This window comes from Thermococcus sp. 101 C5, assembly GCF_009372125.1.
Classification (GTDB): domain Archaea; phylum Methanobacteriota_B; class Thermococci; order Thermococcales; family Thermococcaceae; genus Thermococcus_A; species Thermococcus_A bergensis.
Window position 1 is genome coordinate 12,490 of sequence record NZ_WHIZ01000014.1, and the last position, 23,606, is coordinate 36,095.

Annotated in this window: 22 protein-coding genes; 12 read left to right on the top strand and 10 right to left on the bottom strand. The window is 43.2% G+C overall.

Translation table 11 applies throughout. From position 1 onward, the window contains the following. Positions 1-2: 2 nt before the first annotated feature. On the top strand, positions 3-1,199 hold the full coding sequence (locus GBV73_RS03425) for an aminotransferase class V-fold PLP-dependent enzyme (protein WP_152879302.1): 1,197 nt from the start codon (positions 3-5) through the stop codon (positions 1,197-1,199). On the opposite strand, the gene GBV73_RS03430 is transcribed toward GBV73_RS03425, so the two are convergent. From GBV73_RS03430 to GBV73_RS03445, 4 genes are read right to left on the bottom strand one after another with little or no spacing between them, the layout of a single operon-like run. Beyond that, a complete protein-coding gene (locus tag GBV73_RS03430) occupies positions 1,189-2,034 on the bottom strand; it encodes a deoxyribonuclease IV (protein ID WP_371716998.1) in 846 nt (281 codons plus the stop codon). The two genes, GBV73_RS03425 and GBV73_RS03430, sit on opposite strands and share 11 nt — an antisense overlap. 42 nt (positions 2,035-2,076) lie before the next feature. After that, complete coding sequence (locus GBV73_RS03435) at positions 2,077-3,141, bottom strand: hypothetical protein (protein ID WP_152879304.1); 1,065 nt, start codon at positions 3,139-3,141, stop codon at positions 2,077-2,079. Further along, positions 3,110-4,237 (bottom strand): DUF373 family protein, encoded by a 1,128-nt coding sequence (locus GBV73_RS03440; RefSeq protein WP_371716996.1) that lies wholly within the window; start codon positions 4,235-4,237, stop codon positions 3,110-3,112. Before GBV73_RS03440 ends, GBV73_RS03435 begins: the two co-directional genes overlap by 32 nt. Before the next feature lie 7 nt (positions 4,238-4,244). After that, the gene (locus GBV73_RS03445; protein WP_225807658.1) at positions 4,245-4,556 is read right to left on the bottom strand and encodes an MTH1187 family thiamine-binding protein; all 312 of its coding nucleotides are present in this window, start codon (positions 4,554-4,556) and stop codon (positions 4,245-4,247) included. Between the two features lie 96 nt (positions 4,557-4,652). Here GBV73_RS03445 and GBV73_RS03450 point away from each other — a divergent pair, with 96 nt between their 5' ends. Continuing rightward, entirely contained in the window at positions 4,653-5,270 is a 618-nt protein-coding gene (locus GBV73_RS03450; RefSeq protein WP_152879326.1) for a TIGR00296 family protein, read from the top strand. A gap of 109 nt (positions 5,271-5,379) precedes the next feature. After that, positions 5,380-6,390 carry a pyrolysin gene (locus GBV73_RS03455; protein WP_253910286.1) on the top strand — a complete coding sequence of 337 codons (1,011 nt, stop codon included), beginning with the start codon at positions 5,380-5,382 and terminating at the stop codon, positions 6,388-6,390. 2 nt (positions 6,391-6,392) lie between these two features. Here the strand turns inward: GBV73_RS03455 and GBV73_RS03460 are convergent, their stop codons facing one another. Then, a complete protein-coding gene (locus GBV73_RS03460) occupies positions 6,393-7,745 on the bottom strand; it encodes an RsmB/NOP family class I SAM-dependent RNA methyltransferase (protein WP_152879308.1) in 1,353 nt (450 codons plus the stop codon). An 81-nt stretch (positions 7,746-7,826) separates the two neighbouring features. Here GBV73_RS03460 and GBV73_RS03465 point away from each other — a divergent pair, with 81 nt between their 5' ends. Then, complete coding sequence (locus GBV73_RS03465) at positions 7,827-12,935, top strand: DNA polymerase domain-containing protein (protein ID WP_371716999.1); 5,109 nt, start codon at positions 7,827-7,829, stop codon at positions 12,933-12,935. Here GBV73_RS03465 and GBV73_RS03470 read toward each other — a convergent pair. Further along, complete coding sequence (locus tag GBV73_RS03470) at positions 12,925-13,497, bottom strand: dephospho-CoA kinase (protein ID WP_152879310.1); 573 nt, start codon at positions 13,495-13,497, stop codon at positions 12,925-12,927. The genes GBV73_RS03465 and GBV73_RS03470 overlap by 11 nt on opposite strands. A gap of 41 nt (positions 13,498-13,538) precedes the next feature. Continuing rightward, complete coding sequence (locus GBV73_RS03475) at positions 13,539-15,713, bottom strand: ATP-dependent DNA helicase (protein WP_152879312.1); 2,175 nt, start codon at positions 15,711-15,713, stop codon at positions 13,539-13,541. Positions 15,714-15,772: 59 nt separating this feature from the next. Between GBV73_RS03475 and GBV73_RS03480 the strand changes: the two genes are divergently transcribed. Both GBV73_RS03480 and GBV73_RS03485 read left to right on the top strand, forming a co-directional pair. After that, a complete protein-coding gene (locus GBV73_RS03480) occupies positions 15,773-16,372 on the top strand; it encodes a hypothetical protein (protein ID WP_152879314.1) in 600 nt (199 codons plus the stop codon). A gap of 5 nt (positions 16,373-16,377) precedes the next feature. Next, entirely contained in the window at positions 16,378-16,617 is a 240-nt protein-coding gene (locus GBV73_RS03485) for an Lrp/AsnC family transcriptional regulator (RefSeq protein WP_004067779.1), read from the top strand. Between the two features lie 6 nt (positions 16,618-16,623). Here the strand turns inward: GBV73_RS03485 and GBV73_RS03490 are convergent, their stop codons facing one another. Beyond that, complete coding sequence (locus GBV73_RS03490) at positions 16,624-16,932, bottom strand: signal recognition particle protein Srp19 (protein WP_042700262.1); 309 nt, start codon at positions 16,930-16,932, stop codon at positions 16,624-16,626. A 56-nt stretch (positions 16,933-16,988) separates the two neighbouring features. On the opposite strand from GBV73_RS03490, the gene GBV73_RS11290 reads away from it, so the two are divergent. The 6 genes from GBV73_RS11290 to GBV73_RS03515 all read left to right on the top strand — a co-directional run bounded on the left by GBV73_RS11290 (position 16,989) and on the right by GBV73_RS03515 (position 21,768). After that, entirely contained in the window at positions 16,989-17,153 is a 165-nt protein-coding gene (locus GBV73_RS11290) for a hypothetical protein (RefSeq protein WP_253910287.1), read from the top strand. A gap of 8 nt (positions 17,154-17,161) precedes the next feature. Beyond that, positions 17,162-17,605 (top strand): DUF257 family protein, encoded by a 444-nt coding sequence (locus GBV73_RS03495; protein WP_253910288.1) that lies wholly within the window; start codon positions 17,162-17,164, stop codon positions 17,603-17,605. A 13-nt stretch (positions 17,606-17,618) separates the two neighbouring features. Next, the gene (locus tag GBV73_RS03500) at positions 17,619-18,380 is read left to right on the top strand and encodes a tRNA (adenine-N1)-methyltransferase (protein WP_152879333.1); all 762 of its coding nucleotides are present in this window, start codon (positions 17,619-17,621) and stop codon (positions 18,378-18,380) included. A 175-nt stretch (positions 18,381-18,555) separates the two neighbouring features. Continuing rightward, positions 18,556-19,425 (top strand): sulfide/dihydroorotate dehydrogenase-like FAD/NAD-binding protein, encoded by an 870-nt coding sequence (locus tag GBV73_RS03505; RefSeq protein ID WP_198011299.1) that lies wholly within the window; start codon positions 18,556-18,558, stop codon positions 19,423-19,425. After that, positions 19,422-20,852 (top strand): NADPH-dependent glutamate synthase, encoded by a 1,431-nt coding sequence (gene gltA, locus GBV73_RS03510; RefSeq protein WP_152879318.1) that lies wholly within the window; start codon positions 19,422-19,424, stop codon positions 20,850-20,852. Before GBV73_RS03505 ends, gltA begins: the two co-directional genes overlap by 4 nt. Positions 20,853-21,018: 166 nt before the next feature. After that, on the top strand, positions 21,019-21,768 hold the full coding sequence (locus GBV73_RS03515; protein ID WP_152879320.1) for a class I SAM-dependent methyltransferase: 750 nt from the start codon (positions 21,019-21,021) through the stop codon (positions 21,766-21,768). Here GBV73_RS03515 and GBV73_RS03520 read toward each other — a convergent pair. Together GBV73_RS03520 and GBV73_RS03525 are read right to left on the bottom strand one after the other, a co-directional pair. Then, entirely contained in the window at positions 21,761-22,123 is a 363-nt protein-coding gene (locus GBV73_RS03520; RefSeq protein ID WP_042700274.1) for a hypothetical protein, read from the bottom strand. The two genes, GBV73_RS03515 and GBV73_RS03520, sit on opposite strands and share 8 nt — an antisense overlap. Before the next feature lie 47 nt (positions 22,124-22,170). Continuing rightward, a complete protein-coding gene (locus tag GBV73_RS03525; RefSeq protein ID WP_042700277.1) occupies positions 22,171-23,472 on the bottom strand; it encodes a TldD/PmbA family protein in 1,302 nt (433 codons plus the stop codon). Positions 23,473-23,606: the final 134 nt, after the last annotated feature.

The following is a 23,606-nucleotide window of genomic DNA, read 5'->3' on the forward strand; positions in this document are numbered from 1 at the left end:
ACATGAACCTTAAACATCTCTTCCCCGGATTAAAGAATTTTAAGGTTTACCTGAACACGGCAAGTGCTGGATTTTTGCCGTTGACTGCTCTTAAAAGAACTATGGACTTTCTGGTCTATCTGGTGGATTTTAAGGAAGGCGTTGATTCAGTTGACTTTCTTGACAAAGAAATCATGGAAAAAGTCCTTGAAGAGGGAGCAAAGCTTTTTCATACCAGCAAAGAGAATCTAACCCTAACAATCCAGACAACAGAGGGGCTGAAGAGATTACTCTTATCGTTGGAGCCGAGAAAGGGTATGAACATCGTCTCCTTTGATATGGAATTTCCATCACTTGCCTGTCTCCTTAAGAGCTATGCGAAAAAGCACGGTCTGGAGCTTAGGATCGTCAAAAACAGAGATGGCTGGTACTTCATTGAAGACGTTGAGAAAGCTGTGGATGATAATACCTTTGCAGTGATCGGAAGCAGTGTCCAGTGGATCTCGGGCCAAAGAATGAACATAAAAGAAATCTCCAAAGTTGCCCACGAGCATGGTGCATGGCTTATAGTGGATGCTGTTCAGCATGCAGGCAGCTTAACTCTCTATCCTGAAAAAGAGGGCGTTGATGCCTTTGTTGCAGGGGGAGAGAAATGGCTGCTCAACCCCTCCGTTGGTTCCGGAGTTATGTATATCTCCAATGAGCTCATCGAAGAGGCCTCGCCACTGCCCGGACTTTTAAACATGAAACCCCCGATAGGAGAATGGTCATCATGGTGGGGTTTGCCGGAAAAGAACCCCTGGGGAGAATTCGAGCTAAGAGAAGATGCGAGAAGACTCGATTTTGGCAGTGGCCCGCCTTACCTTATGGCAACAGCTCTCTGGGGAGCCCTTGAGTTGATAAATGCCCTAAACATAGAGAAAATTGAGAAGCACAACATCAAGCTCGCAGGAAAGATTAGAGATGAAGCTCTGAGCTTGGGGTTAGAGGTTATTGGCAACGAAAACTGGGAGAACTCGGCAATAGTCACAATAAAAACCGGCTTAAGCTATGAGAAAGAAGAAGAAATTTACCAGCAGATGATAGCTGAAGGAATAAAGGTCAGCCACAGAGGAGTTTTAGGACACTTTGGTATACGGGCTTCTCCTCACCTATACAACGAAATGGAGGATGTGGAGGCATTTTTAACCTCCCTTGTGAATCTCCTCTCTAGAGTCTGATTTCTTCATATTTTTTCTTCATCAGCAGGGCATCACCTTCTATGTTGGGGCTCTCGCTTATAACGACCCCTTTGACCCTAAATTCCTTCAAAACTCTCAGCAAATCCTCCCACTTCAAATCGCTTTCCTGCAGGTTCAAGTGGTTCTTCTCGCCCTTTTCGGAGTAGTGTATTCCGCTTATATGAATGTGCATGTTATCTAAAGCCTCCCTGCCGAGTTCCTTTTCAATCAAAGATAGCATCTCCCTCCACTCTTCAATGCTGTTGTACTTTCCATTGTGTCTCGCGTGGCAGTGGGCAAAATCTATAGCCGGTAAAACTTGTTCAACGTCCTGGCTCAGCTTTATTAGCTCCTTAAGGTTTCCAAATTGTGTTGGCTTTCCAGTGAGCTCTGGCCTTATCCACACGTCTATTCCCTTGTCCTGCAGGACTTTCACAATATCCTTTATTTCATTCTTAATTTTCTCGTAGACCTTTGAAGGGTCTTGTTTTAAATAGTAACCTGCGTGGAAGACCACACTCCAGCCCCCGGCATCATGCAAACGCTCTGCACTCTGGATTATCCTCTTCTTGCTCGCTTCTACTTTCGCCTTCTCTGCTGCGTTTAGGTTTATGTAATAGGGCGCATGTGCCGTGAGAAGAACATCGTTCTTTCGGGCAACGTATTTTATTTTTTTAGCAAGTTCTGGGGTGATATTAACTCCTCTCACAAACTCAAGTTCCATTGCATCCAAGCCGAGCTTTCTGACCTGCTCTATGCCTGTGAGTGTTGAGGGTTTTGGAGTTGAAAGAGGTATTCCGGCTGTTCCAAACCTCAGCCTGTCAATCTTTATCACTTCCACCACCCAAAATTAGGTAATCCTAAAAATATAAAAACTTTAACTCATTTCGATTTTTTCTCCCAAGATGCGTTCAAGTTTTGAGATGCTTTTTCTAAGCTCTTCTTCCAGCTCCTGCATCTGTTTCTTGAGTAATTTCAATTTCTCCTCCTTCTCCTTAAGTTTTCTCTTTAGCTCCATTATTTCTCGTTTTTTGGAGTCTTCCTCATTTACAAAGGCTGAGAGCTCCTCCTCGATTTTTGCCAATTTTTCTTTCATTAAGGCAAGTTCTTGAGATTCCCTTAGCAAACTTGTTCTGGCCCACTCCACAGTTTTCTTATACTTTTTATCGAGCTTGTCCTCAATTCTATCGAGTAGCTTGAGAAACTCCTCGGGATGATGGATAGCATAGGCGGAATCCTCCAAAAATTTCCTCGCAGTGGCGTCTGGCATCCTCATTCTTTTTATTGGCTTCTGAAGCTTGGAAATCTTAGAACGGATGGCAATTTCTTTTTGCGATATCTCTCCCTTAAGCTCTTCTTCAGCTTCTCTGAAAGCTTTAAACTCCAGTTTATTTTCCAGTTCCGTAATCTGTTCCTGGAGCTTTTTCAACTGTTCTGTGAGCTCTTCTTTTGAACGCTCTTCCTCTTTTATGAGATTCTTGAGGCCTTCCAGTTCTTTTAGCAGTTTTTCGGTCTCGACGTCTTCAATACCAATTTTGTTTATCTCCTTGATGTACGAGGAATATTCATCAGATAGAACCTTTAAGAGGGTGTTTATCTCATAAACTTCCTTCTCAAAGACAAGGAGCAAATGTCTGCCGTGAGCAACATGGAGCTTGGAAATCTCAGGCAATACCTTCTTGATGTCTTCAATGCTTTCTATCTTTCTCACCATATTCCTGAGCGCGGTTGTGTATCTTTCCCTCTCGACCCCCACAATCCTTGCCAGCTGAGGGTCAATCTTTTTGGGTAACTCCTTTTGTTCAAGATTCTCAAGAGTTCTGAGGATTTTTGAGACTATCTCCTTAGAGCTTTCCGTATATTTTTTTGATATTCCCTCTCTCTGTTTCATGATGGCTTCTTTTCTTTTTTCATATTCCTGAAGTGCTTCTTTCAGTTTCAATTTTCTTCCATCCTCTTACTTTATCCCTTAGATACATTCCAACAAGGGTTGCAAGGGCTATATCGGCAATTGCTATGAGCCCTTTCTTCAGGAATTCGATTGAATAGAAGGATACTATTGAGAGGGCATAGAGTGTAGTAACGTCAATTGTTACCCACAATGCCGGTAAGAGCAACATGCCGCTTATGTAGTACCAGATGTGGTGATCCCTTCTCAGGTAAGAATGAACAATCTTACCTGTCATTAAAACGCCCAGTGCAATGACAAATGGTGTGCTTATAGCATTTAGAAATATAACCACCCCCAAGAGTTCCGTTCCTGGGTATCTGCCGGTTAACTGAAGTGCTATGCTCTCAAGGTTAAGATAAGCATTTACCGCTCCAGCAAAGAGTACAAAAAGCGCTGCTATGGTGGAAATAAGCTGTATAAACCCTTTGGTCAGAGAATGTCCTAAGATTTCTTTTATCCGGAAAGCCTTTGCAAAGAAATACCCACCTACTATGAAAAGGATTAACCCCGTAACGGTCGAGGAAATTATTGTAACACTCTGTGGGTATTTTATAGAAAGCAACTTAGCAACGCCATAGATGAGCAATATCATTCCAGGAAGCCCGAAGAAAATCTTTGCCGCCTCCGGATCACTCAAAATCTCCTTTAGATAACGATACAGGATATAATACGTTGTCTCAATGCCCTCGCTTTGCTTGACAACGACCCTCCGTGTGCTTATTATCGGGAGCCTTGAAGTTATCATGGGAAATATCTGCTCATCTTCTGCCCCATCTGTAACCGGTATAACTCCATCTGCGGGAAAACGCTTAAGAACCTCTTCCAGCTGTCTCTGCAGTTCTAAGTCACTCTTAATTCCCACATCGGGATGCCCCGTGATAAGGGCCACCTCAACATCCTCAAATTCTCCCCTCTCTTTGAGCTCGTCGTATAATTTTACCGCAGCATATAAAACGTTGGCATCGCTGTCTTCAGGATCGGCAAGGCTAAGTTTCAGAGCGGCATCTATGCATGCATCCCTTCCAATAACAGGTCCCCTAACCCCAGCTTTTTTTCCAAAATCATCATCTCTATCGATGGCAAGCACCAATACTTTAATCTTTATCCCCCCGGACTTTCTCAAAAACTGATTTTACCTTAGCCTCCATTGTTCGATCCTTGTCCCTTCTGTCGTCAATCCTTATCGTTGTCGAGACTCTTTTCGCACCAAGTGCAAACATTGCCTCGTGGGCTTCTTCAACTATCTTCAAGCCCTCTTTGAGAGTTGGGACTTCAATGATTGTGCCCATAGGAGTCAATTGATATTTTACTCCCTTCTCCTCTAAAAGCTTTACTACATGAGCAACGTATCTGCTGAGGCTTAACTCCCCAAGCGGAACGATAACGAACTCAATAATCACTCCCACTTTCGACACCTGGCTAAATTAGAATCGACGATTTTTTAAGCTTAACGGTGGAAAGCCTTATTTTGTCCAACGAACAAAGGAGTATTGGTGAGAGATATGTATAAGATAAAAGATGAGTGGGGAGAATTTCTAGTGAGGCTTGCCAGAAAGGCTATAGAAGAATATTTAAAGTCCGGTAAGGAAATAGAGCCTCCTAAGGACACTCCTCCCGAGCTTTGGGAAAAAATGGGTGTCTTTGTAACCCTCAACAGGGCTGATGCTCCTCCCACGCAGGCATTACGTGGGTGCATAGGCTTTCCCTATCCACTCTACCCTCTAGTTAAAGCCACTATAAAAGCAGCTATATACGCAGCCGTTGATGACCCACGCTTTCCTCCTGTGACGCTTGATGAACTTGACAATCTAACGATAGAGGTCAGTGTTCTAACTCCTCCGGAGCCCGTAGAGGGGCCGCCTCATGAAAGACCCAAAAAAATAAAGGTCGGAAGAGATGGGCTTATCATTAAAAAGGGCATCTACAGCGGGCTTTTGCTTCCTCAGGTTCCTATTGAATGGGGATGGGATGAAGAGGAGTTCTTGAGCGAAACATGCTGGAAAGCAGGCCTTCCTCCTGACTGCTGGTTAGATGAGGATACGGAGGTTTATCGTTTTACAGCGGAGATTTTTGAAGAAGAGTACCCCAACGGGCCCGTAAAGAGGAAACCTCTGCATTAATCAAAACTCTTCTTTTTTAAGAATTTTCTCCATGTTCTTAGAAGGTAACGAGTAATTACCTATATAGTATTTGCTCAAATACATAATAATAAGTTGGAGGTATTATGCAATGAAAAAAGTTTTGGGATTTATAACCATTTTTTTGTTTGTTTTGAGTAGCCTTAGCTTTTCTGCAGCCCAAGGAGTTACAGGAAAGAAAGTACTCATACTAAAAAATGTAGATGCATGGAATTTTGATACAAATGAGGTGGTATTGACTGAACTAGGAGTTTCTTATGATGTCATGACTGCAGATCAACTAAACTCCCTAACTACCTCTGATCTAATAAACACTTATGACATGATCTTAATTGCAAGCGACCAGAATCAACAGTTTTACGATGATCTTGGTCCTCAAATGCTGAAGCTCGAAGAGTTTGTAAAGGCAGGAAAAGTTCTCCAAGTTCATGCGGCCAACTGGGGATGGCATGGAGGGCTTTGGACAACTTCACTTCCCGGTGGTGTTTCAATTACGAGGGGATACTCTAACTATGATTACATTGTCAAGAACGGAAGCTGGCTTTACAGTAATTACGCAAGCCATGGTTATTTAATTAACGTTCCGGCAGATGCAGAGATAGTTACTGTTCAAGGAGATGGGACTACTCCAGACTACACCAAACCAAGCACGATAATATACTCCCTCGGACGTGGCCGGGTTTTAGTTAGTGGGCTTACCTTCGAGTACAGTGTTAGATATGGAGGCCCAGAATGGAAAGCATTTCTTAAGGAACTAATTGTGGATAACTTGGAATATTCAAAAAAGAAAGAAGAAAAGCCTGAAGCTGTTCAGAAGTCCTTTAACTACGTTATCTGGAATTTCTTTTACTACAGACAATACCAAAAAGCTACTGAAAGGTTTAACTTATTGTACAGTAGTCCTGAGGCTGGAGAACTAGATAATGAGACCTTAGAGCTTGCACTGTTTCACAAGACCCTTGCAGAACAGTACTATGCAAAAGCAGAGGAAAACGGCCCAATATTCCGGAACTTAAACAGCATAAAAGTGTTCATAAACCTGAGAAAAGCGTACTTCTATGTGAGAGACGCAGTTGGTGTCCTCGAAGAAAGTATGGGTTGATTTTATTTTTTCAGTTTTGCAATGAAGAAACTATTGCAGTCGTGTAAGTGTGTAAAAGACCTGAAAACCTTATCTCCAATCTCAGTGAATCCCCTTTCTCCCCACTCAAAGGGGTAGTTGATAAGCTCAAAGCCCACTCTACTTATTGCGTATTTTATGTTCTCCTCGTTTTCATCGACCCTTATTGAACATGTCGAATACGTCATTTCTCCATCTTTCCTTAGGTTTCTATAGGCATTTCTCAACATGGCTTTTTGAACCTGAATGACCTTTTTTATCTTGTTTTCATCGAAACGCCATTTAACTTCCGGGAATTGTCTGTAGGTTCCGGAAGAAGAGCAGGGGGCATCGAGTATTATCCTGTCAAATTCTTCTTTGTCCTTAAACTTCATTCCATCTGCGTGCACAAGCCTGACGTTCCTAACCCCCAAGAGCTTCATTTTTGCCTCCATTTTCTTCAATCTCTCGAGAGAATAATCAACGGCTACTATCTCTCCGGTGTTTTCCATCAAATGAGCCACGTGGAAGGTTTTGCTCCCGGGAGCTGCGGCTAAATCAAGGATTCTCTCTCCCTTTTCTGGGGAAAGAACGTGGGCAACGTAGGCACTTGCGAGGTCTTGAATTACAAAATACCCCTCTTTGTACCAGTCGAGGTGGGTTATCGGGGTTTTGTACTCAAGAATTTTCAGAACGTCATCAACCGGTGTCTTTGCTACCCTGACGTTGTGTTCTTCCAGGTATTCGGCAAGCGAGTCGATATCTGTTTTAAGGGGATTTACCCTCACGTAATACCTCTGGGGCTTGTTGTTGCTCAGCAAAAGACGTACCGCGTTTTCATACCCCAAAAGGTCTATGACGTATTCCACGTACCACCTGGGATGTGAGAATTTCACGCTTAAGTATTCTATCCTATCCTTTTCTTTGAGTTTTTTTAGAGCTCTATCCAGATTAAACTTTTCTGCCTCTCTGAGAACTGCGTTTACAAACTTTGCCCTGTTCAAATCGTATTTTTCTTTTACCACCCTGACCACTGAGTCGGTGGCTATCGCGGGAGCAACTCCCTTGAACTTCATCTCAAATATGCCAATCCTCAGGAGGTTGGCAAGATACAGCTCAAGGTCTCCAATCTTGGTTCCTTTGAGGACGGAATTTGCAATGAAATCTATTTTTTTCCTCCATTTCTCAATTTCAAAAACGTAAGCGTGAGCTAAACCTCTCGCTCTTTCTCTGTCCTTTCCGCTAACTCTATTGAATACTCTTTCCAGAGCGTTTTTTGATGAAAGCTCACGCTCCTCTATGAGGGTCAGCACATCTGCAATGAGTTCGTGAAGGGTTATCCTGTAAAACAACTCCATGATTTTCGATTTGGACGGGGGTTTAAAAATTTGGCGGAACTTTTATTTAATCTGAGCCATAGTTTATATCTGGTGAGAACTGTGATATTGGACACTGACTACATAACAAAGGACGGTAAACCAATAATCCGAATTTTTAAGAAGGAGAATGGGGAGTTTAAAATAGAACTCGACCCCCACTTTCAGCCCTATATCTATGCTCTTCTCAAAGATGACTCTGCTATTGAAGAAATAAAGTCCATAAGAGGCGAGAGGCACGGAAAAACCGTGAGGGTGCTCGACGCAGAAAAGGTTAGAAAGAAATTTTTGGGAAGGGAAGTTGAGGTATGGAAGCTTATTTTTGAGCATCCCCAAGACGTTCCAGCTATGAGGGACAAAATAAGGGAACATCCAGCTGTGGTTGATATTTACGAATATGATATACCCTTCGCCAAGCGTTATCTCATAGACAAGGGTCTGATTCCCATGGAAGGGGAGGAGGAGCTCAAGCTCCTTGCCTTTGACATTGAAACGTTCTATCATGAGGGGGATGAGTTCGGAAAGGGCGAGATAATAATGATTAGTTATGCCGATGAGGAAGAGGCAAGGGTAATTACATGGAAGAACATTGATCTGCCTTATGTTGAGGTTGTATCCAGCGAGAGGGAAATGATAAAGCGCTTTATTCAGATTGTCAAAGAAAAAGACCCGGACGTGATAATCACATATAACGGAGACAATTTTGATCTTCCCTATCTTATAAAACGGGCAGAAAAGCTGGGAATTCGCCTCATTTTGGGTAGGGATAAAGAACACCCCGAACCTAAAATTCAGAGGATGGGGGATAGCTTTGCCGTGGAAATTAAGGGTAGAATACACTTTGACCTTTTCCCTGTCGTGAGAAGGACAATAAACCTCCCAACGTATACGCTTGAGGCGGTTTATGAAGCTGTTTTGGGGAAAACCAAGAGCAAACTGGAGGCAGAGGAAATTGCCGCTATCTGGGAAACAGAGGAAAGCATGAAAAAACTTGCCCAGTACTCGATGGAGGATGCTAAGGCAACATATGAGCTTGGAAAAGAGTTCTTCCCCATGGAGGCCGAGCTGGCAAAGCTGATAGGCCAGAGCGTATGGGATGTCTCGAGGTCAAGCACGGGCAACCTTGTGGAGTGGTACCTGCTAAGGGTAGCATATCAGAGAAACGAACTAGCACCGAACAAACCCAGTGATGAGGAATACCGCAGGCGTCTGAGAACAACTTACCTCGGAGGATATGTAAAGGAACCGGAAAGAGGCTTATGGGAGAACATCGTTTACCTCGACTTCCGCAGCCTGTATCCATCTATAATAGTCACGCATAATATATCCCCCGATACTCTGGAAAAGGAGGGGTGTAAAAATTACGACGTTGCCCCAATAGTGGGATATAAGTTCTGCAAGGACTTTCCGGGGTTTATTCCCTCCATACTTGGTGACCTAATCAATATGAGGCAAGAGATAAAAAAGAAGATGAAAGCTACAGTTGACCCAATCGAGAAGAAAATGCTCGATTATAGACAAAGAGCAGTTAAATTGCTTGCAAACAGCATTCTACCCAACGAGTGGTTACCAATAATAGAAGATAGGGAAGTCAAATTTGTAAAAATTGGCGAGTTTATAGACTCTCATATAGAAAAGCAGAGAGATAGAGTTAAGAGAGTGGACAATACCGAAGTCCTCGAAGTGGACAACCTTTATGCGTTCTCATTTAACAGAAAAAGCAAAGAAAGTGAAGTTAAAAAGGTGAAGGCACTCATAAGACATAAGTACAAAGGGAAAGCTTATGAGATTCAGCTTAGTTCTGGCAGAAAAATTAACATAACTGCCAGTCACAGCCTGTTTACGGTTAGAAATGGAGAAATAATGGAAGTTTCTGGAGACGAGATAAGGAAAGGCGACCTAATTGTGGTGCCAAAGAAGATTAAGCTCGATGAAAAGGAAACTATTCTTAACATTCCCGAATTAATATCAGGCCTTCCCGACAAGGAAACAGCCGACATCGTTATGACAGTTCCAGTCAGGGGAAGAAAGAACTTCTTTAAAGGGATGCTTAGAACCCTAAGGTGGATTTTTGGGGAAGAGAACAAAAGGATAAGAACGTTTAACCGTTATCTGTTCCATCTTGAAAAGCTTGGTCTTGTAAGGATATTGCCTCGGGGATACGAGGTTATTAACTGGGAAGGGCTAAAGAGATACAAACAGCTTTACGAGAGACTTGCAGAGAGAGTCAAATACAACGGAAACAAAAGGGAGTATCTGGTTATGTTCAACGACATTAAGGAGTTTATACCATACTTCCCGCAAAGAGAGTTAGAAGAATGGAAGATTGGAACTCTCAACGGTTTTAGAATGAACTGCATCCTCAAGGTCAATGAAGACTTTGGAAGGCTCCTCGGGTATTATGTTAGCGAAGGTTATGCTGGCGCACAAAGAAACAAAACCGGCGGTGTTAGCTACTCAGTAAAGCTGTACAACGAAGACCCACGTGTCATCGAAAAAATGAAAACGGTTGCGGAGAAATTCTTTGGTGGAGTTAGGATTGGCAAAAACTGCGTGGATATACCTAAGAAGATGGCATACTTAGTTATGAAATGCCTCTGTGGAGCATTAGCCGAAAACAAGAGAATTCCTTCTGTTATACTCACCTCTCCCGAACTGGTACGGTGGTCATTTTTAGAGGCGTATTTTACAGGCGATGGAGATATACATCCATCAAAAAGGTTTAGGCTCTCAACAAAAAGCGAGCTCCTTGCAAATCAGCTTGTGTTCTTGCTGAACTCGTTGGGAATCTCATCCGTGAAGATTGGCTTTGACAGCGGGGTTTATAGGGTCTACATAAACGAAGACCTGCAGTTTCTGCAAACCTCCAGGGAGAAGAATACATACTACTCAAACTTAATCCCCAAAGAGGTTCTCGAAGAAGTGTTTGGGAAAAAATTCCAAAAGAACATGACGTTCGAGAGGTTTAAAGAGCTCACTGGGGAGGGAAAACTCGACAGGGAGAAAGCCAAACTCTTGGAGTTTTTCATCTCTGGGGATGTGGTTCTTGACAAGGTTACGAGTGTTGAAGAGAAAGAGTATGAGGGATACGTCTATGACCTAAGCGTCGAAGATAACGAGAACTTCCTCGTTGGTTTTGGCTTGCTGTACGCTCACAACAGCTATTACGGCTATATGGGGTATCCTAAGGCTAGATGGTATTCGAAGGAATGTGCCGAAAGTGTTACCGCATGGGGGAGACACTACATAGAGATGACGATAAGAGAAATAGAGGAAAAATTCGGGTTTAAGGTTCTTTATGCAGACAGTGTCTCAGGAGAAAGTGAGATCATAATAAGGCAAAACGGAAAGATTAAATTTGTGAAAATAAAGGATCTTTTCTCTAAGGTGGACTACAGCATTGGCGAAAAAGAATACTGCATTCTCGAAGGTGTTGAAGCACTAACTCTGGACGATGACGGAAAGCTTGTCTGGAAGCCTGTTCCCTACGTGATGAGGCACAGAGCGAATAAAAGAATGTTCCGCATCTGGCTGACCAACAGCTGGTATATAGATGTTACTGAGGATCATTCTCTCATAGGCTATCTAAACACGTCAAAAAAGAAAACTGCCAAAAAAATCGGGGAAAGACTAAAGGAAGTAAAGCCTTTTGAATTAGGCAAAGCAGTAAAATCGCTCATATGCCCAAATGCACCGTTAAAGAATGAGAATACCAAAACTAACGAAATAGCGGTAAAATTCTGGGAGCTCGTAGGATTGATTGTAGGAGATGGAAACTGGGGTGGAAACTCTCATTGGGCAGAGTATTATCTTGGACTTTCAACAGGCAAAGATGCAGAAGAGATAAAGCAAAAACTTCTGGAACCCCTAAAAACTTATGGAGTAATCTCAAACTATTACCCAAAAAACGAGAGGGGAGACTTCAACATATTAGCAAAGAGCCTTGTAAGGTTTATGAAAAGGCACTTTAAGGACGAAAAAGGAAGACGAAAAATTCCAGAGTTCATGTATGAGCTTCCGGTTACTTACATAGAGGCATTTCTACGAGGACTGTTTTCAGCTGATGGTACTGTAACTATCAGGAAGGGAGTTCCAGAGATTAGGCTAACAAACATTGATGCTGACTTTCTAAGGGAAGTAAGGAAGCTTCTGTGGATTGTTGGAATTTCAAATTCAATATTTGCTGAGACTACTCCAAATCGCTACAATGGTGTTTCTACTGGAACCTACTCAAAGCATCTAAGGATCAAAAATAAGTGGCGTTTTGCTGAAAGGATAGGCTTTTTAATCGAGAGAAAGCAGAAGAGACTTTTAGAACATTTAAAATCAGCGAGGGTAAAAAGGAATACCATAGATTTTGGCTTTGATCTTGTGCATGTGAAAAAAGTCGAAGAGATACCATACGAGGGCTACGTTTATGACATTGAAGTCGAAGAGACGCATAGGTTCTTTGCAAACAACATCCTGGTACACAATACTGACGGATTCTATGCAACAATACCTGGAGAAAAGCCGGATGTTATTAAACAGAAGGCTAAAGAATTCCTCAAGTACATAAACTCCAAACTCCCGGGCCTGCTTGAACTTGAGTACGAGGGCTTTTACCTGAGAGGGTTCTTTGTCACGAAAAAGCGCTACGCGGTTATAGATGAAGAAGGTAGGATAACGACAAGAGGTCTGGAAGTTGTGAGGAGGGACTGGAGCGAGATAGCCAAAGAGACCCAGGCAAAGGTTTTGGAGGCGATACTTAGAGAAGGAAGTATTGAGAAGGCAGTTAAGATTGTGAAGGACGTTGTGGAGAAGATAGCAAAATACGAGGTTCCGCTTGAAAAGCTCGTTATCCATGAGCAGATTACCCGGGATTTAAAGGATTACAAAGCTATTGGTCCCCATGTAGCGATAGCTAAACGGCTCGCCGCAAAGGGAATCAAGGTAAAGCCGGGCACAATAATAAGCTACATCGTTCTTAAAGGTGGAGGAAAGATTAGCGACAGAGTGGTTTTGCTTACAGAATACGACCCCGCAAAGCACAAGTACGATCCGGACTACTACATCGAAAACCAAGTTTTGCCAGCAGTGCTTAGGATTCTCGAAGCATTTGGATATAGAAAAGAGGATTTGAGATATCAGAGCTCGAAGCAAACCGGACTGGATGCGTGGCTCAAGAGGTAGCTTCGCTCTCTTTTAATCCAAGCTTCTCCGCGAGTTTCTCTATTTCTTTTTGGTATTCCTCTATGTGGTTCTCGTTGACTATCAGGTAGTCCGCTAAAGCTATAACGCTTCCAATTCCAAACTTGAGCTCCTTCCAGTCCCTAGCTTCGAAATCACTCCATGTTTTTGGATCGTCGCTTCTCCCTCTTCTGCTAAGCCTCTCGAATCTTTTTCTTGGCGAAGAGTGTACAGCTATGATGATTATCTCTTCATCTGGAAACGCATCTTTAAACGTCTGAATTTCATCTAGAGACCTCACTCCGTCGATTATAACTGCCTTATGCTTCTTTAGTAGTTCTTTTACTTTTGGGATCGTTAATTTTGCCACGGCATTGTCCCCAAGCTCCTGTCTAAGCTGGATGCTCACACTGTTCATTCCTTCGGGAGTTCTTGGAATTCCCCTTTTGTCGGCTTCCTCCCTCACAACATCACCCATAGAAACGTGAGGAACTCCATAATTTCCAAAAATTTTCACTATTTGACCTTTCCCAGAACCTGGCATTCCTACTATACAGATTATCATTGCCCACACCCACCTAAAGCGGATTGATTTAAAAAAGTTGCTCATTTGAAAAAGTCATCCAGCGTCCCTTTTTTCACTTTTTTCTTCTCTTTAATCTTCGGGAGCTCCACTCCGAAGTGCTGGTATAACTTTTCCAAAATTCCGACTCCGATTCCCTCTACCCTTAGCAGTTCACTGGGCTTTGCTTTTACGATGTCTTCTATACTCTTAAATCCTGCATTGTATAGGGCTCTTGCTCTCTTTCTGCCTATCATTGGAAGGCTTGTAAGCTCAAGAAGCTCCTCTCTGACTCCATATTTGAGTCTCAAGTGGAGCTGCTTTAGGAAGTCGAGAACCTCTTTTTTAGGGCTGGAAAGCTTGTATAGTTCAATTAGGGAGTACATAAGCCAGTCCGCCAGCTCAAGTATTCTGTATAAATCACCGGTGTCAATGTCGTAAGTTTCTAATATCTTCGCTTCTGGAACTTCGTTAATCCAGTCAAGGAGCAATTTCGCTGTTTTCACTTCCCCAAGGAACTTTTCAAACTTGTAATCCTCCCAGTACGGAATGTTCTGGTAGAGATAACCCTCCATCTCGTAGGCATAGTCGAGAATGTCTTCCTGTTCTTTGCGCCTTACCCTTAGGGATGCCATATCCGGAGTTGAAGCCAGAAGGTGGAAAATGCCAAGAGCATTTGGGGTTTCTTCGAGCTTCTCAAAGGCGTCTTTGAACTTTTTAGCTGTTAGCGGGTCAAGATACAGCTGGGAAGTCCTTATCCCAAATGGAAGCGGCATAAACTGGTCGTTTAAGTCGATGTCAATAAACTCATTTTCAAGCAGGAAGTAAACTATATCTTTGGCCTTTCCTTCAAGGGCCTCAAGGTTCTTTCGCTGGTGATAGTAGAAAGTCCTCTCCAAGAATTCCACGAGCTCTCTAAAGCTCCTAACTCCAAAGTTGGTTATTAAGGCAAGAACCTGACTCCTAAACGACGCTTCATTTGAGAGCATAGAGAAGAGTTTCTCCGGTTTGCCAAAGACATACTTTTTCATCAAGTTCTCTGGCTTTTCAGTCCCCGCAATTATTATTGCTTGGCCTTCCCTGTCGTATTTTGGCCTCCCTGCCCTACCCATCATCTGCTGTATTTCCACAACAGGAATGTCTCTCCATCCGAAGTCAGAATAGCGCTTTGTGTCCCGTATTATGACACGGTACGCGGGGAGGTTTACGCCAGCAGATAGGGTCGGGGTAGCGGTGATTACCTTTATAAGGCCTTCTCTAAAAGCCTCTTCCACAATAGAGCGCTCTTCCCTTCCCAAGCCTGCATGATGGAAAGCTGCTCCTTTCTTTAGGGCTTCTTTAAGCTTCTCGTTGGTTGGAGTGCTCTCAAGTTCATCCGCTATCTGCTTTAATCTCCTCTCTTCGGGTTTGGTTAAAAATCTCTGAACTTTTCCCCCCAATAGAAGGGCTTCTTTTTCGGCACTCCTTCGTGTATTGACAAAGACAAGCACCTGTTTGTCTTTTTTTAAAGCGTCAATAACGAGAGAGTCCCACTGACTCGGGAATTTTTCAATACTCCCGTCCTCCCAGAAAATCTGCCCGTGATGAAAGATGCCACTCTTCAGGCTTACGGGGCGCCATTCACTCACCACTAACTCCGCGTTTAACCACTCCGCAAGCTCTTCAGCATTTCCAATTGTTGCACTCAGTCCTAAAATCTGGGCTTTATCCCTTAAATGAGCTAGAATCATCTCCAAGGTAGCCCCTCTGTCATATGAGCCGAGAAGGTGAACTTCATCTGCGATTATAAGCTTAACGTCCCTTATCCAAGGAGACTTGTGACGGAGCAGAGAGTCGAATTTTTCTGATGTCGCGATTATGATGTCATATCTCCCAAGCCACTCCTCGGTGCTGTCGTAATCTCCGGTTGTTACCGCTATCTTAAGCCCAATCCGTTCCCAGAACTTGAACTCCTTATACTTTTCCTCGGCAAGTGCCTTTAAGGGGACAAGGTATACGGCCTTTCCTCCCTCGCGGAGAATCTTGTTTATCATCACTGTTTCCGCAACAAGGGTCTTTCCAGAGGCTGTAGGAATGGCCAAAATCAGGTTTTTCCCGTTAAGCACACCACTCTTTAAAGCCTCCGCTTGAGGAGGATACAGTTCCTCTATACCTCTCTCGCGTATCAGCCTTATAACTCTCTCATCGACTCCAAGTGATTTAAGCTCCTCCACCCTCATAGCCCATCAGTTCACATAAGAGAAAAGCGTTTATATAGCTTTTTGAGATATTGTCTCTCATGAAGATTGAGGTGCCATATATCGTTTTCGAGGTAAAGGGAAAACGCTTTATGCTGGATGCATATTTTTCCAAAAAAGTTGAGAAAATAGAGCACGTGAGTGTTCTTATAAGAAAATTCAACAAAGAACTCCCAAGAGAAGCGAGGAACCCTCTTCCAAAGCTTGTTAACGAAGAAAACCTCGAAGAATTTCTTAAGAGGACCTTTGAAAGGGTGTATGAGCTTTCGGGAAGAACTCTGGATGAAAGACTTAGACATATGCGAAAGTGGAACGTGTTCAGAATTCACCGATACAGCCACTTGCCACTACAGCAAAAATCAAAACACCCAAGACTAATATGGTTGCTAGTTGCTTTTTCATCTACTTCCCTCCACAAAGTAGGTCATCGATATCTCTATCATAGAGTTCTAATAAATTTTTCTACGCCCATGATACTTATTGTGCAGCAAACAACACAATATAACTTGGTTGTTTCTTTCTATTTAGCAATGTTTTTGCACCCAACCACGAAACAATTCTTGCCGAGTGTGCTAAAAATAAATGCGAAAACCTTAAATTATAGAACGTCTCTAACAAAGAATGACAACAAAATCTGGTGATGTAAATGGTTAGGGCATACATTTTGTTAACAGTCGAGATTGGGAAAGTTGAGAAGGTAATAGAAGAAATAAAAGCAATTCCAGGAGTTTTAAAAGCCGATGCTGTCACTGGCCCGTACGATGCAATAGTGGAGATTAATGCTTCAGACTTGGGAGAACTTACAAGAAAAATCCTCCACGATATACACAACATAGACGGCGTAATTGACACAACAACTGCAATAGTTGTAGAAACAGAAGAGTAAAGGCCATTATTTTTTCTTGCGTGCTTTCCTAAATTCTCTAACCTTTTGGGCTATTAGTTTTAGAGTTTTCGATTTTCCATGCTTGCTTTCGACTATAACCCTACCTTTAGTTCTTAACTCTTCGTCTACTCCTGCAAGCCTTGGATTAAGAGCGTCTCTATTTACCTCGATAACCGTAATCCCAAGACTTTTGGCCGCATCTATTATTTCGTCTATATTTGGCCTTTCCACTGCAAGATTTTTCGGAACTTCCCTGCCATATTTTCTCGAAATTCTGGCATCTATTTCGTTTGCCCATATTACGAACTTGCCCATTTTGAACACCTACAAAAGTTTAAAAGCCCTGGTGTTAAAAATCCTTTGGTGAGAGTATGGAGGTCGGTTCACTTGCTGAGTTTTTAAAAAAACACTCCACACTTGGCGATTTCATTCTCGTGGAATACCCTTCCTTCTATCCTCTCGGGGACTTGGTATGGGGAGAAATTATACCTTCATTTTCCAGTCATGATATCTTGATAGACGACTTTTTTGGGTAGGAGATTTGTTGTTTAGGGATTATCTGAGAAAAAGCTCTCCCCAAAAATACAAAGAAGTTATGGAGTCCACAAAGAGGATAAAGGCAATAAGAATAGGGCCCGGGAGAACAAGCTATGCCTCCATAGTTGAAGAAATCCCCCTCACGTACGAAATTTCTGAGTTCATGAAAAGCTATTATGACGCTCTGATGAAGCTTTCTTCCCGTTCAGCAAAAGTTGAGTACTCAATAACCTTCGGCATCTCTCAGTATATTTACTTTGGGGGAGATAATGCCCTGAGAGCAATTCTGTTTACAAGAAGTGTGCTCCCGTTTGAAGACTGGACTTCAATTTACTTTGTGAACAGAGATATCCTGAACAAACAGCAAATTGCCATCTTGAGGGAAATGGCAAGCAAACTGATAAAAATCCAAAAAGAGGGAAATCTTTACAAGCTTGAAATAGAGGATTAGTCCGGTGATTAAAATGATAAAACAGGGAGACAAAGTTGTGCTGCTCGATCCTAGAGGGAAGAGATATCTCATAACGATAAAAGAAGGGGAGTTTCACACAGACCTGGGCAAAATAAATCTAAATGAGCTTTTAGGGAAAGAGTTTGGAACCATTGTCGAGTCCCATAAAGGGTATCAATTCAGGGTTCTCAAGCCGAGAATAATAGACTATATCGACAAGATGAAGAGAGGCCCTCAGATAATCCACCCAAAGGACGCTGCCCAGATAGTGGCATTTGCTGGAATCTCACCAGGGGATGTTATAATCGAAGCCGGGGTAGGAAGCGGGGCATTAACGCTTTTTTTAGCCAATATTGTTGGCTCTCAAGGCAAGATAATCGCCTACGAAGTTAGAGAAGATTTTGCAAAGCTCGCATGGAGAAATATCGAATGGGCCGGCTTTGATGATAGGGTTGAAATAAAGCTGAAGAACATATATGAAGGGATTGATGAGGAGAACGTGGATCACATTATCTTAGACCTTCCACAGCCAGAAAACGTTGTGGAACATGCAATAAAAGCCCTAAAACCCGGGGGATTTTTTGTTGCATACACCCCGTGTATAAATCAGGTTGACAGACTGTACCGAAAGTTGAGAGAGTACAAAGACTACTTTACGAGGCCAAAAACAATTGAGTGCCTTGTGAGAGAGCAGGAAGTTAAAGAGGAGTGTATAAGGCCAAGAACAACCATGCTGGCCCATACGGGCTATATAACCTTTGTTAGAAAGAGGTAGCTTGTTTTTGCTTCTTTCTGTTTCTATTGACCTTTTTTGTGAGCTTCTCTCATCTTAGACTTTCATCTTTTTTAGCCCACTTCTCAACTTTTGGTTTACAATATTTTTATAAATACCTCTGGTTTTGAACAAAAGTAGATAGCCAAACTTGAACGTATGTACGGAGGTGTTCATCGTGTACGAGATACTGGAAAAGAGAGAAATTGCAGCCAATAATGTGCTGTATAAAATTCACGCTCCGCACATAGCTAGAAAGGTTCAGCCTGGGCAGTTTGTTGTTGTCAGAGCATTTGAAAACGGCGAAAGAATCCCCTTAACTCCCGTAATGTGGGATGCAGAGGAGGGGTGGATAACACTCGTGACCTTCATAAGAGGAAGAACCACCCTTAGAATGAACATGGAACTACAAGAGGGGGACAAAATACTAAACATAGCCGGCCCCCTTGGTAATCCCGCACCGATGAAAAAGTTTGGGAAGATTTTGGCAATAGGAATGATAACCGGAATAGTGGAGGTCTATCCAATAGCTAAGGCATGGCAGGAAATTGGAAACGAAGTAATAACCCTCCACATAGTCCCGGAACCAATGATTATTCTTAAAGAAGACCTGGAAAAGGCAGTCTCAAAACACATAGTGGAGAGCTTCCCGCTTAAAGAAGGCATGGGTATGCCAGAAATATTTAAAGAGCTCGTCACAAGGGGACAAGCAAAAGTAAGAGAGCTCATTGAAAAAGAAAAGCCTGATCTGGTCTTTATGGTTGGGCCGGCAAGAGGGCAAAAAGCCATTTTTGATGTGGTTAAGGAGTACGGAATTCCTATGGAAGTCGACCTTCACCCCATAATGGTTGATGGAACAGGCATGTGTGGTGCGTGCAGAGTTACAGTTGGAGGAGAGGTTAAATTTGCCTGTGTTGATGGCCCAAGCTTCAATGCATATGAAGTAAACTGGGAGGAGCTTATTGCAAGATCTGAGTTCTATGCCGACTTAGAAAAGAAGGCTCTGGAAGATTATCTCACCAAACTTCAGCAAGGAGGTGCTCAATGATGACGCTTATCAAGGAAAGAGTCCCCACTCCGGAGAGACCTGTTGAAGAGAGGCTTAAGGGGTTTATGGAGGTTAACTTGGGTTACACGTTTGAGCTTGCCGTTAAAGAAGCTGAGAGATGTCTCCAGTGCAGTCCCGCTCCCTGTACCCAGGGATGTCCCGTCCACATAGACGTTCCCGGCTTCATAAGGAAGCTCCGCGAGAACAGGGACAACCCAGAAAAAGCTGTTAAAGAGGCATTAGAAGTTATCTGGGCGTGCAACACTTTACCCGCAATTACCGGTAGAGTATGCCCCCAAGAAGACCAGTGTGAGGCAGTGTGTGTGATGGGTAAGGTTGGCGAGCCTATAAACATTGGAAAGCTTGAGCGTTTTGTAGCAGATTATGCAAGGGAAAAAGGCATAGATGAAAAATTGCTTCAGGAAATTACCCCTAAGATTGAAAAGAAGAAGGAAAAGGTTGCTGTTATCGGAGCCGGTCCCGCTGGGCTTACTTGTGCCGCTGAGCTGGCAAAAGAAGGTTACCAGGTTACAATATTCGAAGCCCTCCACAAACCCGGTGGGGTTCTGGTTTACGGAATTCCCGAGTTTAGATTGCCAAAAGAAACCATAGAAAAGGAGCTTGAAAAACTCAAAAAACTTGGCGTTGAGATAAAAACCGACTATGTCGTAGGAAGGACGGTAACGTTCGATGAGCTCCTTGAGGAGTACGATGCCGTCTTCATAGGAACCGGTGCCGGAACACCAAAGCTCCTCAACATCCCCGGAATCAACTTGAACGGCATATACTCAGCGAACGAGTTCTTAACAAGGGTCAACCTCATGAAAGCTTATGCATTCCCTGAGTACGAGACTCCAATTAAGGTGGGCAAGAAGGTCATAGTCATCGGTGCTGGAAATACCGCAATGGACGCTGCAAGAACCGCAAGGAGGCTTGGGGCAGAGGTCACAATAGCCTATAGAAGGGGAGAAGAAGATGTTACTGCGAGGGTCGAAGAGGTTGCACATGCTAAGGAAGAGGGTGTTAAGTTTGAGTTCTTCCTCAATCCGGTCGAGTTCATTGGCGATGAGAATGGAAGAGTTAAAGCCGTTAAGTTCGAGAAAATGAGACCCCTTGAAGAGAGAGACGCAAGAGGAAAGAGAAAAATCGTGCCCACTGGAGAAACCGTAGTTCTTGAGGCGGATACCGTTATAATAGCAATAGGCAAAACAACAAGCAAGCTTTTGAGAATGACACTTCCACAGATAGAAGCCGATGAACACGGTGTAATAAAGGTGAATGAAAACATGATGACAAACATTCCCGGTGTTTTTGCCGGCGGAGATGCCATACGAGGAGAAGCCACAGTAATTCTCGCAATGGGCGATGGAAGAAAAGCCGCAAAGGGAATCAAACAATATCTGGAGGAAAAGAGGAAGAGTTCCTGATTTTTCCCTTTTGTTTTAATCTCTCGGCCCCTCCAATAATTTTTATAAGGCACTTTTCAAATTTAGATAGGCGATGAAGAACTCTAGGGTATCTGAACTGTGATGATGGTCAAACCCTGAGCCGCTAAATGTATAAACTTTTGTGCCATATCCTTTTTGATGAGTCATGAGCCTGGAAGAAATTTTAGAGGAAGAAAACTTGGGTATTGAAGTCCTCCATCCCAGCGGATTGGAAATTACGAGAGAGCTAGCAGAACTCTGCGGCATTAATGAAAAATCCAAAGTTCTGGATGTGGCATGTGGCACTGGCGAAACTGCGTGCTTTTTAGCGGAAACCTTTGGTTGTGAAGTCGTAGGGGTTGATGCTTCTCCTCTGATGATAGAGAAAGCAAAGAATAAAGCAAAAATGAGAGGATTGGAAGGTAAAACTACTTTCATCTTAGCCGATGCTCATAAATTGCCCTTTCCAGACAACACTTTTGATGTTGTCATATCGGAGTGCACGCTCTGTCTCCTTAACAAGGAGGTTGCATTAAGAGAAATTGTTCGCGTAGTTAAGCCAAATGGCTATGTGGGGATACACGACGTTGCCTGGAAAGAGGATACTCCCGAAACGCTGAAGCTAAAACTCAAAGAAATTGAGGGAGAAGAGCCGGAAACTCCCGAGGGGTGGAGGAGGATTTTTGAAAAAGCCGGGCTTATGGATGTTATCGTGATTGATAAATCCCACCTAATTCCCGAGTGGATGAAAGAGATGAGGAAAGAGGTTGGCATCATAGGAGAGCTGAAAATATTCCTGAAGATACTTAGAAAAGAAGGGCTAAAGGGGTTGAAAAATGCCTGGGAATCAATGAAGATTTTTGAAAGCCCTTATACCGGTTATGTTATTATCGTGGGAAGGAAGCCAGCTAGGTAGCTGTCTCTTCCTCTTTCTCCCCTTCTTCCTCCTCGATTTCTTCGAGTATGTGCTCAAATTTCTTGAACTCATCTGTCTGAGCGACCAGCGTAATGAATTCGTCTATTTCTTCTTTTTCAAGGAAAGAACCTACCAAAAGTCTTCCTGTGTATCGGTTGTTCTTGATCTCCCAGAACATATAGAATTCGGGGAACTTGTTCTTTATTTTCCTGTAGGCTACGCCGTACTTTGAATCCTTAAGCGGGTTCTGCTCGAGGAAGAAGTGGTTCTTTGAGATCTCTATCATGTGGAGAATCGCTCCCCTCTTAGTTCTAACTACCTTAATCTTCACAGGCCTTTCTTCCAGAACTCTCATGCTATCACCAAATAAAAATTAAGACGCAGAACAACTTAAACCTTTCTTCAAACAATCTTTCCCACACCGAGCACCCTGGGAGATATAAACGCCCCGAGCTCTTCCTTCTTCTTTCCTACAGCCGTTATGGAGTTCATGAACTCAAAAACGTTCCCCACAAACATGTTGTCCTTGAATGGAATGACCTCACCGTTTTTGACCACATAGCCAAGCTCAACCGTTAGTGAAAAGTCCCCGCTTATTGGGTTTGCAGTGTGCTCACCAAAGACTTTCTTTATTATAACCCCTTCAAAATCCTCAAGGTTCTCTTCCTCTCCCTCCACGATTATGTTGCTTGTCCCTATGTGGGGAGGGGTCCTAAAGTCTCTCACGGCATTTCCCGTGCCCTCCATTTCAAGAAGACGAGCATACATCTCGTCAAGAAGAAAGTTCTTTAGTACTCCATTCTCAACTAAAACCGTCCTTTGAGAGGGATTTCCTTCGCCATCGAAAGAGTAGCTCGCGATTTTGCCTTCCAGCGTGGCATCATCGATGAGCGTAAACGCTTCACTTGCAACGCTTTCGCCCAGTTTGTTAAATCTGCTCCTTTTGTGGTATACGTTGTCTCCCTTTAGGTTTGAAATAAACAGCCCGACGAGAGATGCAACTGAGTGCGGCTCTAGAACGAGTTCTCCATCAAAAGGCTCCAGCGGTTTTGCGTTGTAGCTTAGCTCAACCTCCTGCATAGCCTTTTCGAGCCCTTTCTCAAGCTCTCTTTCGAAGTCCATCATAGTTCTTGAGGCTTTGTAGTAGTCCCCCGTTCCAACTTTTTCGTCTTTCCTAACTATGTAAACGCTAAAGCTCATTGCTGTGCCTTCCTCTTCCATCTCGATCCCGTTTGAGTTCGCTATGCCGTCTCTTGCCACCCCAAAAGCCAGCCTTCCGGAAAAGGTGTAGCTTCCCCCGTATTTTTCTCTCAGCTCACTCTCTTTTCTGGAGATCTCTCTTCCAAGTTCCAAAGCTTCCTCAAACTCCAGCTCCGCTATCCGCTTATCGTAAATTCCACTAACCTTTTTGACAGGCTTTTTTTCGGGGAATCCGTAAAACTTTACCTCTCTGACCTTTGCAAGTTTTATGGTCTTTTTAACAAACTTTTCAAGCTCTTCTTTTGAGTGAGTTAGTCCTGTGATATAGGAAAAACCCTGTTTTCCGTTGTATCCCACCCTAAGACCAATACCAGAATGGTATTTCCTTTGGGCTCTCTCCAGCTCACACTTCTCGATTTTAAACGAGCTCCCTCTGCCGATTTCCCAGTAAATCTCCCACTCAACGTTCTCGCGGTTTAGGATTTTAACTAACTCGTCTATCATCTTTTCTCCCGCTTCTCATAAGCCGAAGGGAATTAAAGGTTTTTGGTAAAAGAGTTAGATACTGTCAGGATAACTGGGGTATCACCTCCTGAAGCCATTCAGTCACATCACCAGGCGGTCCACCAAACCGAGAA